This window comes from Tangfeifania sp. (genome assembly GCF_055108615.1).
Genome location: NZ_JBSQIC010000003.1, coordinates 34,409 through 46,728 on the forward strand (window position 1 = coordinate 34,409; position 12,320 = coordinate 46,728).

The window sequence follows — 12,320 nt, forward strand, 5'->3', positions numbered from 1 at the left end:
TGGGTCGTGGCAGATTCGAACTGCCGACCTCATGCCTGTCAAGCATGCGTTCTAAACCAACTGAACTAACGACCCCTGTCCCTGTCATCCCTGCCTTTGCCGGCAGGCAGGCACCGGCTGGCGGACTAAACCAACTGAGCCCTGCCTACCGGCAGGCAGGTAACAACCCTTTACTGCAAAAATAGAAAAACAAGTTCAGCAACCGTGTTACCGAACTTGTTTTTTTATGCGTTTATATAAAGAACTTCAATACAAAAAGTATGGCCAGCACAATCATTACCACCGAAATGTCTTTCACTTTTCCGGTGAGTAGTTTCAGCAGTACGTACGAAAGCATTCCGAAAACAATTCCTTCGGCAATGCTGTAAGTAAGCGGCATAACCAAAATGGTAATGAATGCCGGGATGGCTTCGGTGTAGTCGTCGAAATTAATTTTCAGGATGGGCGACATCATAAAAAAGCCAACCAGTACGAGTGCCGCTGCAGTGGCTGCAGGTGGTACCATGGTAAATAGTGGTGCAAAAAACAGTGCAATTAAAAACAGGGCTGCGGTTGTAAGTGAGGTTAGTCCGGTGCGGCCGCCTTCTGCAACTCCCGATGCACTTTCAACATAAGTAGTTACGGTACTGGTTCCCAAAATGGCACCCACCGTTGTACCGATTGAATCCGCAAAAAGCGCCTGTTTGGCACGTGGCACTTTCCCATCTTTGGTAAGCATTCCGGCTTTGTCGGAAACACCAACCAGCGTGCCCACGGTGTCGAACATATCTACAAAAAGGAAGGTGAACAGTACAATCAGCATGTCCATGGTAAAAAGTTGCGAAAAATCGAATTTGAAGAAAATCGGGGAGAGCGACGGTGGCGTATCCACCAGGTTTCCTTCGGGCATGTGGGTAACGCCAAATGGAAGCCCGGCAATGGTTGCAACAAAAATTCCAATCAGCAGCGCTCCTTTTACCCTCAGGGCAAGCAGAACCGCAGTTAAAACAATTCCGCCCAAAGCTACCAGCACTGCCGGCGAACCCATATCACCAAGTCCTACCAATGTAGCATCGTTGTTAACAACAACTCCCGCGTTTTGCAATCCGATAAAAGCGATGAACAACCCGATACCTGCCGAAACCGCATGTTTCAGCGATAAAGGAATCGCGTTAACAATCAGCTCGCGTATGTTGAATGCCGTGAGGATAAGAAAAATGATACCTTCGATAAAAACGGCGGTGAGCGCAAACTGCCAGCTGTAGTCCATTCCCAGCACTACGGTAAAGGCGAAAAATGCGTTCAGTCCCATTCCCGGTGCAAGCGCAAACGGCAGCCGGGCAACCAGCGCCATTACCAGGGTTGCCACCAATGCCGAGAGGGCAGTGGCAGTAAACAGCGCATTTTTGTCCATTCCTGTCGCGCTCAGTATATCCGGGTTAACTGCCAGGATATACGCCATGGTCATGAATGTGGTTATCCCTGCCAGGATTTCTGTTTTTACGGAGGTGTGATTCTCTTTTAATTTGAAAAACCGGTTCAGCATAATATTTAATTTTAGAAGGTGACTTTCGCTCCGATGGTCGGCATGATATCGAATCCTTTTGCGACAAAGTTACTGCTTAATTCAATTTCAGTTCCAACGGCAACATTTTTATTGAAATTGTACCAGAGTTGCGGTTCCGACAGAAACCGGAAATCGGTGCCCCAAAACATCTCCTCTTTCCAGAAATCGGCAAACCCGGTAAAAGTTAATTTGTTTTCCATCATCTGGATGGTCCAAACCCCGGTTAGCTGAAATGAAGCATCTTCTTTTCCCTGGATGTATTTGTAATTGGTTTGAAACGTAAAAATTTTAGAAAAATCAGCCGAAGCCCATGTACGTTCAAGGCCCGCAATCCAAACATTTTCAATCGGTATGAAAGGTGATTCATCTCCATCCAATTTTAAAATACCACCGTTGTATTCAATTCTCGGCATAATTTTTTGGGTTTCATTCCATTTAAAGGCGCGGGCAATTTCCCAGTAAGCCAGCGAAATTCCGTTATCTATACCGCGTGTGTCGGAGCTATAATCCATGTCGATAAAGAAGAAGGTGCTTCCCCAGCTGTCGGGCCTGAACATTTCAACTGTTGATGTGAAAAACTTCCGGCCTTCTCCCAAATCGTAATGTAACTGAATGTTTTGTGCGTTTGTTGTTATAAATGCCGTTGCGGCAAAGACGAAAACAAGTAAAATTCTTTTCATTATTAAAGATGGTTCGATTTATAAATGCCGCAAAAATATATATTTTATTCAATTTTGAAATTGAATTTTTTTGAAGTTGAAAAGCGGTAAAAAATAAACCCCGGCAAAGGACTGGCCGGGGCTATTTTTTCATCGGGAAGATAAAAAAATATGGGTCATCTATAAATAGATGATGTGAAGATACGAAAGTTTTACCATTTTTCAAATTTTTTTGAAAGGAAAAACAGCCTGGTTGAAAAATAATAACGATTGAATTGTTACAGCATGGGACTTACGGTGTGTGCCAGCGATTCTTTTAATTTGAAGTGCCAGGGGCGCTGACTCCACTCTTTCAGTTTTATTTCGCGGCTGTTTTGAATATCTTTTTTGAAAATACGCATCAGTTTCGAGGTAAAATCTTCGTCGTAAATAAAAGCATTTACCTCGAAATTGGTTTCAATACTGCGGAAGTCGAGATTGGTAGTGCCAACAGTTGAAAAAACGTCATCAACAATAACATATTTGCTGTGAATGAACCCGTTTTGGAAAAAGTAAATTTTTACCCCAGCTTCGAGCAGCTCTTCTACGTATGAAAATGAGCACCATTTTGGAATTCTGGCATCTGATTTTTCCGGTATTATAATACGGACATCCACATTGCTTAACGAAGCCATTTTAAGTGCCGATACAATTTGCATCGGTGGCATCAGGTAAGGTGTAGTAAGGTAAACCCTTTTCCTGGCATTGGCAATAGCTGCAAAAATTGCCTGCCCAATGCTTTCCCAGTCGGAGTCGGGACCGCTGGCCGAAATTTGAACCGGAACGCCTTTGGTTTCCCTGAGGGGTGGAAAATAGTTTCTCCCAGTTAGGTTTTCACGCATTACAAAATACCAGTCGGCCGTAAAAACAACCTGAAGGCAGGTGGCCGCATCTCCATCCACCTGGAGGTGAATGTCGTTCCATGGGCCAATTCCCTTAACGCCTTCAAAATATCTGTCGGCAATATTAAGTCCTCCGGTAAATCCTGTAATGCCGTCAACTACAATTATTTTCCGGTGGTTACGGAAATTTACCCGCGAAGTAAGCCGGGGAAAACGTACTTCCATAAACGATTGAATACGGATGCCGCTGTTTTTCATTTCCCGGATGAATTTATCACTGAGCCCCCAACTCCCCACATCGTCAATTATAAGCCGCACTTCCACACCTTCAAGGCTTTTTTCGATGAGGAGATTTTTCAAGTGGTTCCCGATTTTATCGTCGGCAAAAATGTAATACTCCAGGTGAATGTGATGCCGTGCCTTCTTTATGGCCGAAAAAATGGCTTTAAAAGTCTGGTCGGCATTCACCAGTATTTTCAGTTTATTGCCGGTTGTAAGCAACGCATCAGAATTATTGAGTAACAGGCGGATAATGTTCTCTTTTTCAAGAATTTTTTTGTCGAGATTTGAAAAAGCCTGTTCGAACTGGCGAAGCTGTTTCATCGATAGTTTCCGGTATTGCCCCAGGCTTTTTATTCCTTTTCTTGAGTAAAGTTTGCGCTTGCGGTATTCCTGACCAAAGAAAAGATAAAAGACCACACCGAAAACAGGCAAAAGGACGAGCAGGAGAATCCAGGCAGCTGTTTTATACGGCGACCTTTTTTCTAAAACAATCATTATGGCAACCGGTATGGCGGTAACCAAAAAGATTAATGAAAAAGAAGACCAAAAGTCCAGTACAGGATTCATTTAAACTTTTTTCAGTAATTTATATTTAATTCAATATTTTTGCTTTGTCCGGATTATTCAATTTATCGCGGGAAAACAATTTTGGCATAAAATTCGTAAAAATTATCAGTAAAAAATAATAGCAATAATAATGAAAACGAAAAAATTAAAAATAGTGAAACAATTCATTTTTTTTATTGGGTTGGTTTTGATTTTTGCCGCCTGTGCATCGCAAAAAAATGCAGTGAAAACTGATAATAATAACGGGGTTGAAATAATGGCCGAGGATTCAGTTGAATATGAAATGGAAACATTTGATTCAAAATTTGAAACCTGGTACCAGTTGCACAATAACCCGTCGCAATACCGCTCACAGGAATATTACGAAAACTGGAATAAAAGGTATGTAAATGCCTGGAACCATAATGCCAGCCAACCGCAAAAAAGCTGGTTTTTTGAACCTATTGTGGGGTACGACCCAACCATAGATTACGGCTTTGAGCTAAACCACGAACTGTTTTACTATTTTCAGTATGTTGAACGGGTTTTAAAAATTGAGATTATGCCTGGCGGACCGCGTAGTATTGCGCTTTAAGGTTGGTTTCGGAAAACTTTCAGCCAGTCGGTTTGCAGAATTTCCTCAGCAATTAGTTTTCCCCTGATTCCCGGTGCTGAAACTCCCCGGTAAAAAAATTTGTTGCCAATAAATACATGCGATTCATCCCATTGGCCGGTTTGAAAAAAATTTTCAATCAGCTGCCGGCCCCCTTCAACAATAACCGACTGGATTTTGCGATTGTAAAGTTCATTTAAAATCAGATTGATGACATTGTTGTTGAAATCGATTTTTAAATATGAAACCTCATTGTTGCCTTCGGTTTTTATTGAATTGAAAACAAGTGTTTTATGTTTGCCGTTAAAAAGATTGTGCGATAGCGGCAACCGCAAATTGCGATCAATCACCACCCGCAGCGGGTTTCTACCGGGCCAGTGACGAACTGTAAGCGAGGGGTTGTCTTTTTCTGCCGTATTTGTGCCCACAATTATTGCATCTTCCTGCGAACGAATTTTGTGGACCAGCCGAAGTGCCAGCTCGCCGGTAATCCAGGTGGGGGCACCAAAGTTTTCAGGAGTGCGGTCCACGTCAATAAACCCATCGAGCGTTTGGGCCCATTTCAAAATTACATACGGCCGTTTCTTTTCATGAAAACAGAAAAACCGTTGGTTCAGTTCCCGGCTCTCTTCTTCCAAAATGCCTACTATTACTTCAATTCCTGCTTTTTTCAATTTCTCAATTCCTTTGCCGGCCACTTCAGGAAAAGGGTCAACAGTGCTGATAACCACCTTCGGAATTTGTTTTCTTATTATCAAATCAGAGCAGGGAGGAGTCAGCCCGTGGTGAGCACACGGCTCAAGGTTTACGTAAAGGGTGCTGGTTTTAAGCAGGTTGCTGTCGGGTGCGGAGTTAATGGCATTTACTTCGGCATGGGGGCCACCATACTGCCGGTGAAAACCTTCACCAATTATTTTGCCATTGTTAACAATCACGCTGCCCACCATCGGATTTGGTGCCACGCTTCCGGCTCCCAGTTCTGCCAGCTCCAGGCAGCGGTGCATGTATTTTTCGTGTATCTCCATTTGCCGCGGAAAAAGTATCTTTGCATTGCCAAAAGTAACACAATGAAAGCGACTATTCAATACATCGAAAAAGAATTAACCGGTTTGTATCCCAAAGCCGAAGTGAAGGGTTTTATCCGGCTCATATTTTGGCACCTTTTTCAGTTTTCGTACACCGACCTTGTTCTTCGTAAAAATCAGAAACTGGAAAAATTTTCTCAAAAAAGAATTGAAGAAATTGTCGAGCGGTTAAAAAAATTTGAACCCATCCAGTACATTTTGGGCGAAACCGAATTTTTTGGGCTGAAACTGACAGTAAATCCTTCGGTACTTATTCCGCGCCCCGAAACAGAAGAACTTGTTCAGTGGATTACCACAACTGTTGAAGATGAAAAATTATCGGCTGTCGATATAGGGACCGGCAGCGGCTGTATTGCGCTGTCGTTGAAAAAGGAATTGAAAAATGCCGTGGTGACTGGTGTGGATATTTCAGCAGAATCGATTCTGACAGCCCGCCAAAACGCTGAAATAAACCGGTTGGATGTGACTTTTAAGCAGGCCGATATTTTGCAGTGGGAAAAAGAAAAGTGGGAATCTGTTGATTTAATTGTCAGCAATCCACCCTATGTGCGCGAACTGGAAAAAGCTGCCATGCACCCCAACGTCCTGCAATACGAACCTGAAAATGCTTTGTTTGTTTCCAATACTAATCCGCTGGTTTTTTACCGAAGTATTGCTGATTTTGCAAACCGGTATTTAAAGGTGAATGGCTGGCTGTTTTTCGAAATAAATGAAAACCTGGGAGAAGAATTGGTCATTTTGTTGGCTGCGAAAGGATTTGGCGCAATTGAAATTAAAAAAGACATTAACGGGAAAAACAGGATTTTGCGCTGCCAGAAAGGAGATTTTTGAGTTTTTTGCAGATGGTTTTTATTTTTGAAAAGTATAAGAATGTAAATTGAAATTTCTTTGACAACTTTACGCGGTAAGAAGGATTTTAACCTTGAGTAGTGAGAAAAATTGTAATTTTTATATCAATTGGTATTAACCTGCTGGCAGTATTGGCGCTGATTATGTCCTACGTTTCGGGTCATTTCGCACCGGATAAATGGTGGCTTCCATCTTTTTTCGGGTTGGGGTACCCGGTGTTTCTGGGGCTTAATTTATTCTTTATTGTACTGTGGCTTCTTGTAAATCCACGTTACATGTGGTTTTCGGCTATTGCTATCGTGTTGGGCCTCGGCACCCTGTCGCGTTTCATTCAATTTAGTGGAAAAACAATTGAACCCGGCGACATTAAAGTGCTTTCTTACAACGTGATGCATTTTGCAGGCAACAATGAGCTGATGCCGAAAGAAACTGCCGACGAAATCAAAAATTTTCTGTTGGAACAAAAGCCCGATATTATTTGCATGCAGGAAGTACGACTTTGGAAAAACAGTATTTTCAACCTGGGTGAAACAGTTGAAGAGTTTGATTTTATCAATCATTATCAGTTCGCCCGGTCGAGTACAACGTTTGGTAGTGTAACGCTTTCCAGGTATCCCATTGTTAACATGGGGGAAATCAGGTTTGAAAATTCGAGGAATATTACCATTTACACCGATTTGCTGATTGGCAGCGACACAGTTCGGGTTTTCAATGTGCATTTACAGTCGTACCAGATTGATCCGGATAAATATTCTTTTATAGAATCAGGAGTAGATGACGAAAAAGATTTGGACGACATGCGTGAAGTGGGGTCGCGGTTTAAAAAAGGATTTCAGCTGAGAGCGCAGCAGGTCCGCAAAATTCGCGAATATATTGATGATTCACCTTACCACGTTTTGGTTTGCGGCGATTTTAACGATCCTCCGGCCTCTTATGCCTACCGTCAGTTGCGCAAAGGTTTGAAAGATGCGTTTGTTGAGTCGGGCAGTGGAATTGGCCGCACGTATGTTGGGAAGCTGCCATCTTTTCGTATCGATTATATTTTCCACAGCCCGGGATTTGAATCGTATAATTTTAAAACTTATGACTACATGAATTCCGACCATCTGCCGGTTTCGTGTTGGCTAATAAAAAACAACCAATAATTTCCCCAATTACGCAACCTTTTTCAAGCAGATTAAATCTTCCTATTAGTATTAAAATTAACCGTCGATGATGTATAAGAATTTATTTCCCGTAATTGTATCGGTTGTTTTCTTGTTTTTAATTATTTTATCCTGTAAAAAGGAAATTGACACAGAATATAACTATTTTCTGATTCCGATAGATAGTGTTGCTGTTCCAGATACTGTTAAAACAAGCAAACCGTTTGAAATTACTTTTTTTGGACTTGTCGGCACCAATGGCTGTTACAGTTTTTCAGAATTCGTTGTGCAGAAACTGGATAATGAAATTACTATAGAAGCCTGGGGAAAGAATAAAAAAGAAGCACAAATTTGCCCTCAGGTAATGGTTTATCTGCGCGGAAAGAAAATGAATTATTCTCTGTCGGAACCGGGAGAATATTTGATAAAAGTAAAACAGAATGAAAATTCTTATCTTCAGTTTCCGCTTGTGGTGAAAGAATGAAAAGTAATGATTAGTTTTCGGCAAGAATTTTCAAAGCAGTTTCTTTGTCTTTTTTAAGTTGTTCCACCAAAGCTTCAGGTCCGCTGAACTTTTTTTCGTCTCTTATTTTTGCTTCAAAAATCAATGTAATTTCTTTGTTGTAAATATCACCCGAGAAATTGAAAATATGCACTTCAATGCTGCGGTTGTCGGCATTGTTGTTAAAAGTGGGGCGGGTGCCAATATTCAGCATTCCACTGTATTTTTTTTCCGAAAGAATAATTTCAACCGCATAAACACCGTAACCCGGAATGAGTTTGTTCGGATCGGACGCCTCGATGTTGGCCGTGGGAAAACCCATTTTGCGTCCTACTCGCTGCCCTTCCACCACAGTGCCGTGCAAAGTAAAACGGTATCCGAGAAATTTGTTGGCCAGTTTAATGTCTCCATCCTCAAGGGCGTTGCGAATACGGGTGGAGCTCACGTGAACTTCGTCAACCAACAGGGCATCCAGTTTTTCAATTTTAAAATTGTAGCTTTTTGCACACTCTTTCAGGTATTCAAAACTTCCCTCGCGGTTTTTGCCAAACCGGTGATCGTACCCCACCACCAGGCATCGGGTTTTTAATTTGTCAACCAGTATATTTTTTACAAAACTGCTGTAGCTTAACTCCGAAAACGATTTGGTAAAGGGGTAAACAATCAGGTGATCGATTCCCGACTTTTCAAATAGCTGCTTTTTTTCTTCAATGGTAGTAAGCAGGCGGAGGTTGCCTTCGTTTGGTGCCGTAACCAGCCGGGGGTGGGGGTGGAACGTAAAAATAACCGATTCGCCGTCATGTTTGCGGGCAAATTCTTTCAACCGGGCAATTACTTTCTGATGCCCCAAATGAACCCCGTCGAAGGTACCGATGGTAACTACCGGGTTCTTTGCTTCAAAGTTGTTTATGTTGTGATATACTTTCACTGTTTACTGCTTTTCGATGAACATAAAATTTTTTCAGCGATAATCCGTTACAAAAATTGCGAAAAAAACTTTCTCACAAAATTCTTTAACCGGAATAATTGGTTTCAATTAATTTTTGCATGTGTACGGTTATGCGGGTTAAAATATGTTATTTTCGCGGTTTGATAATCATAAAAAACTGGAAATTGTTAATTTTACGCCTCTTAAAATCAAAAACTGGATATGAAAATCAGTAGGTTATTAATTGCAATGTTTGTTGCAGGAATTTTATTGGCAGGTTGTGCCAAAGATGAAAACCGGTTTACTGTAAGCGGAAAAGTTTCACACGCCGAAGGGGAAACCATTTACTTAGAAAAATTATTGGTTTCTTCCACACAACCTCTCGACTCAGCTAAAATTGACAAAAATGGAGAGTTTAAATTTAAAGGCACCACCAATATTCCTTCGTATTATTTGCTTAAACTTAGCGACAACAAGTTTATTACGCTGCTGATTGATTCGCTTGATGAAGTGATTGTTACTGCAGATGCTGTAAACTTTGAACGCGATTACCACGTGGAGGGTTCTACCGGCTCGGTGCAGGTGAAAAAACTCACCGATCATCTCAATTCCACGCAAAAGAAACTCGATTCGCTGCAATCGCTACATAATTTATACAAAGGAAATCCTGATTACCCGGAAATGAAAGCCCAATGGGAAGAGGAAGCCCGGAAAATCAGAGAGGAGCAGGTGGAATTTTCCACGCAGTTTGTGATGGATAATCCTTTTTCAATGGCCAGTGTTTTGGCGTTGTACCAAAAATTTGGCGAGCAAAATTACGTGATAAACGATTTGCAAACCATGCGGGTAGCGGCCTCTGCCCTTAATTCCATTTACCCGGAATCGGAACATGTAAAGGCACTGTACCAAAATACTGTGCAGTTGTTAAAAAATGACCAAAGTGCCCGGTTACAGAAATTAATTCAGGAACAGGGCGAAAACAGTCCCGAAATTGTGTTGCCCACACCCGAAGGGGAAGAAATTGCACTTTCGTCGTTACGCGGCAAAGTTGTATTGCTGCAATTCTGGGCGGCAGTCAACCGTGATTCGCGAATTTTAAACCAGGCCCTCGTTGCGGCCTACAAAAAATATAAAAACAAAGGGTTTGAAATTTATCAGGTGAGTGTTGACGATAACCGGATTGAATGGGTTGATGCCATTGACAAGGATGGACTGAGCTGGATTAATGTGGGCGATATGGAAGGCAGCAAACAGGCGGTGCGGAACTACAATGTTCAAACTGTGCCTTACAATTACCTGCTCAACGAAGAGGGCGAGATAATTGCTAAAGACCTTAAAGGACTGGCGTTGGACAGGGCACTTTCCAGGCTGCTCAATTAAATGCCGGAAAATTTGTAAAATCAATTTTGAACACTATTTTGTCTTGTCAGAAAAAGGAAAAATATATTTTGTTTCCGATGTGCATTTGGGGGCACCGGCGCTCAACAACAACCGTGAACGCGAACAGCTTTTTGCAAAATGGCTCGATTTTATTAAAGACGATGTAAGCGAGCTTTATCTTGTTGGCGATATTTTCGACTTCTGGTTCGAGTACCGGAAGGTAGTCCCACGCGGTTTTACGCGAATTTTAGGGCGGCTTGCCGATATTGCTGACAGAGGGGTGCCCGTTCATTTTTTTACCGGAAACCACGACCTTTGGGTGTTCGATTACCTGCCCACTGAAGTTGGAATGATTGTTCACCGCAATGAATTCATAACCACAATCAGGGGCAAAAAATTTTTAATTGCCCATGGCGACGGGCTCGATCCCGAGGACAAGGGCTACCTGATGCTGAAAAAAATTTTTGTGAGCCGAAAACTGCAATGGTTGTTTTCACGCCTGCATCCGAATTTTGCATTTAACATTGCACATCGCTGGTCTGAGTCGAGCCGGTTATCAAAAATCGACCTCAAAGAAGAATTTAAGGTTAAGAATGAGAGTATGTATAAATTTGCCCGAAATTTTTTGGAGAAGGAGTGGGCAGATTATTTTATATTTGGGCACCGTCATCAAATGGCTAATGAGGAGCTTGAAAATGGGGCCAGGTTTATTTTACTTGGCGACTGGATTACAAATTTCTCTTACGGCGTTTTTGATGGCGATGAGTTTAAGTTGAACAAATTTCATTAATCGAGGTTAGTTGAGAAGTTGAATATTATGGCAAAGGAAGTTTATACACGGATAATTGGAACAGGAAGTTATCTTCCTCCGCGGAAGATTAAAAATACCCATTTTCTTGGGAATGAATTTTATGATGCTGCAAGCAAGCAATTAATTGACAAGCCGAATGAGGAAATCATCCGGAAATTCCATGAAATAACAAATATTGAGGAGCGCCGTTATGTAGCCAGCGATCAGGTGACTTCTGACATTGCAGCCATTGCTGTGGAAGATGCCTGCCAAACGGCAGGAATTTCAAAAGAAAGCCTCGATTTTATTATTGTTGCCCATAATTTCGGCGATATCTACGAAGGGAACGTGCGCAGCGATATTTTGCCCGGCCTTGCTAACAAGGTGAAAATGAAATTGAAAATTGAAAATCCTTCGTCTATTTGCCACGATGTGATTTCGGGTTGCCCCGGCTGGACACAGGGAATGATTGTGGCCGATGCCTTCATTAAAAGCGGCTTTATGAAACGCGGCGTGGTGGTGGGGGCCGATGTATTGTCCCGCATTTCTGACCCGCACGATCGCGATTCAATGATTTATGCCGACGGCGCAGGTGCTACAATAGTTGAAGCCGTTGAAAGCGACGAGCCAACTGGGATCCTTTCGCACTCCAGTCGCTCCGATTCAGTTTCGCATGCCCATTTGCTTACACTTGGACCGTCAAACAATCCCAGCCTGGAAGGTGACGAGTTCTGGGTTAAAATGGCGGGGCACAAGCTGTATATTTACGCCATTAAAAATGTTCCGGGAGTTGTAAAAGACAGTATTGAAAAAGCCGGCCTTGAATTAGCCGACATCAAAAAAGTATTAATTCACCAGGCCAACGAAAAAATGGACGAAGCCATCCTGAGTGGCCTGTTCAAACTTTATGGCGTAAAAAATATTCCGGAAGGTATTATGCCCATGAGTATTAGGGGCCTGGGGAACTCATCGACAGCCACAGTGCCCACTTTGCTCGATCTGGTTTTGAAAGGGAAAATTGAGGATCAGGAAATTAATCCCGGTGATTATATCGTCCTTTGCTCGGTGGGGGCCGGAATGAATATCAATTCCATTGTTTATAAATGGTAAATTA

Annotated in this window: 12 protein-coding genes and 1 tRNA gene; 7 read left to right on the forward strand and 6 right to left on the reverse strand. The window is 42.2% G+C overall.

Annotation, left to right across the window (positions count from 1 at the left end):
* From ACTCNA_RS01105 to cls, 4 genes are all read right to left on the reverse strand, one after another.
* Positions 1–75: transfer RNA gene (locus ACTCNA_RS01105), tRNA-Val, on the reverse strand.
* A 157-nt stretch (positions 76–232) separates the two neighbouring features.
* Positions 233–1,525, reverse strand: a complete 1,293-nt coding sequence (locus tag ACTCNA_RS01110; protein WP_462946051.1) for an NCS2 family permease — start codon at positions 1,523–1,525, stop codon at positions 233–235.
* A gap of 11 nt (positions 1,526–1,536) precedes the next feature.
* Entirely contained in the window at positions 1,537–2,226 is a 690-nt protein-coding gene (locus tag ACTCNA_RS01115) for a DUF5020 family protein (RefSeq protein WP_462946052.1), read from the reverse strand.
* A 257-nt stretch (positions 2,227–2,483) separates the two neighbouring features.
* A complete protein-coding gene (gene cls / locus ACTCNA_RS01120) occupies positions 2,484–3,935 on the reverse strand; it encodes a cardiolipin synthase (RefSeq protein WP_462946053.1) in 1,452 nt (483 codons plus the stop codon).
* A 154-nt stretch (positions 3,936–4,089) separates the two neighbouring features.
* Between cls and ACTCNA_RS01125 the strand changes: the two genes are divergently transcribed.
* Positions 4,090–4,509: a DUF6146 family protein gene (locus ACTCNA_RS01125; RefSeq protein ID WP_462946054.1), complete on the forward strand. Its 420-nt coding sequence runs from the start codon at positions 4,090–4,092 to the stop codon at positions 4,507–4,509.
* On the opposite strand, the gene ribD is transcribed toward ACTCNA_RS01125, so the two are convergent.
* Positions 4,506–5,552: a bifunctional diaminohydroxyphosphoribosylaminopyrimidine deaminase/5-amino-6-(5-phosphoribosylamino)uracil reductase RibD gene (ribD, locus tag ACTCNA_RS01130; RefSeq protein ID WP_462946055.1), complete on the reverse strand. Its 1,047-nt coding sequence runs from the start codon at positions 5,550–5,552 to the stop codon at positions 4,506–4,508. The genes ACTCNA_RS01125 and ribD overlap by 4 nt on opposite strands.
* A gap of 42 nt (positions 5,553–5,594) precedes the next feature.
* Between ribD and prmC the strand changes: the two genes are divergently transcribed.
* The 3 genes from prmC (at position 5,595) to ACTCNA_RS01145 (ending at position 8,090) form a co-directional block, all read left to right on the forward strand.
* Positions 5,595–6,443 (forward strand): peptide chain release factor N(5)-glutamine methyltransferase, encoded by an 849-nt coding sequence (gene prmC, locus ACTCNA_RS01135; protein ID WP_462946056.1) that lies wholly within the window; start codon positions 5,595–5,597, stop codon positions 6,441–6,443.
* Between the two features lie 98 nt (positions 6,444–6,541).
* Positions 6,542–7,606, forward strand: coding sequence for an endonuclease/exonuclease/phosphatase family protein (locus tag ACTCNA_RS01140; protein WP_462946057.1), 1,065 nt, complete (start codon positions 6,542–6,544; stop codon positions 7,604–7,606).
* A gap of 67 nt (positions 7,607–7,673) precedes the next feature.
* Entirely contained in the window at positions 7,674–8,090 is a 417-nt protein-coding gene (locus ACTCNA_RS01145) for a hypothetical protein (RefSeq protein ID WP_462946058.1), read from the forward strand.
* Between the two features lie 10 nt (positions 8,091–8,100).
* On the opposite strand, the gene ACTCNA_RS01150 is transcribed toward ACTCNA_RS01145, so the two are convergent.
* Positions 8,101–9,036: a bifunctional riboflavin kinase/FAD synthetase gene (locus tag ACTCNA_RS01150; protein WP_462946059.1), complete on the reverse strand. Its 936-nt coding sequence runs from the start codon at positions 9,034–9,036 to the stop codon at positions 8,101–8,103.
* 222 nt (positions 9,037–9,258) lie between these two features.
* Between ACTCNA_RS01150 and ACTCNA_RS01155 the strand changes: the two genes are divergently transcribed.
* The 3 genes from ACTCNA_RS01155 to ACTCNA_RS01165 are packed head-to-tail and all read left to right on the forward strand — an operon-like array spanning position 9,259 to position 12,316.
* Positions 9,259–10,416, forward strand: a complete 1,158-nt coding sequence (locus tag ACTCNA_RS01155; RefSeq protein WP_462946060.1) for a thioredoxin-like domain-containing protein — start codon at positions 9,259–9,261, stop codon at positions 10,414–10,416.
* A gap of 43 nt (positions 10,417–10,459) precedes the next feature.
* Positions 10,460–11,206 carry a UDP-2,3-diacylglucosamine diphosphatase gene (locus ACTCNA_RS01160; RefSeq protein ID WP_462946061.1) on the forward strand — a complete coding sequence of 249 codons (747 nt, stop codon included), beginning with the start codon at positions 10,460–10,462 and terminating at the stop codon, positions 11,204–11,206.
* A gap of 27 nt (positions 11,207–11,233) precedes the next feature.
* Positions 11,234–12,316 (forward strand): 3-oxoacyl-ACP synthase III family protein, encoded by a 1,083-nt coding sequence (locus tag ACTCNA_RS01165; RefSeq protein ID WP_462946062.1) that lies wholly within the window; start codon positions 11,234–11,236, stop codon positions 12,314–12,316.
* The last annotated feature ends 4 nt before the right edge of the window (positions 12,317–12,320 follow it).

Excerpts from the sequence above, each read along its gene's own strand:
- ribD (WP_462946055.1), bottom strand. The coding sequence starts at position 5,552 with ATGGAGATACACGAAAAATACATGCACCGCTGCCTGGAGCTGGCAGAA.
- ACTCNA_RS01115 (WP_462946052.1), bottom strand. The coding sequence starts at position 2,226 with ATGAAAAGAATTTTACTTGTTTTCGTCTTTGCCGCAACGGCATTTATA.
- ACTCNA_RS01165 (WP_462946062.1), top strand. The coding sequence starts at position 11,234 with ATGGCAAAGGAAGTTTATACACGGATAATTGGAACAGGAAGTTATCTT.
- cls (WP_462946053.1), bottom strand. The coding sequence starts at position 3,935 with ATGAATCCTGTACTGGACTTTTGGTCTTCTTTTTCATTAATCTTTTTG.
- ACTCNA_RS01110 (WP_462946051.1), bottom strand. The coding sequence starts at position 1,525 with ATGCTGAACCGGTTTTTCAAATTAAAAGAGAATCACACCTCCGTAAAA.
- prmC (WP_462946056.1), top strand. The coding sequence starts at position 5,595 with ATGAAAGCGACTATTCAATACATCGAAAAAGAATTAACCGGTTTGTAT.
- ACTCNA_RS01155 (WP_462946060.1), top strand. The coding sequence starts at position 9,259 with ATGAAAATCAGTAGGTTATTAATTGCAATGTTTGTTGCAGGAATTTTA.
- ACTCNA_RS01145 (WP_462946058.1), top strand. The coding sequence starts at position 7,674 with ATGATGTATAAGAATTTATTTCCCGTAATTGTATCGGTTGTTTTCTTG.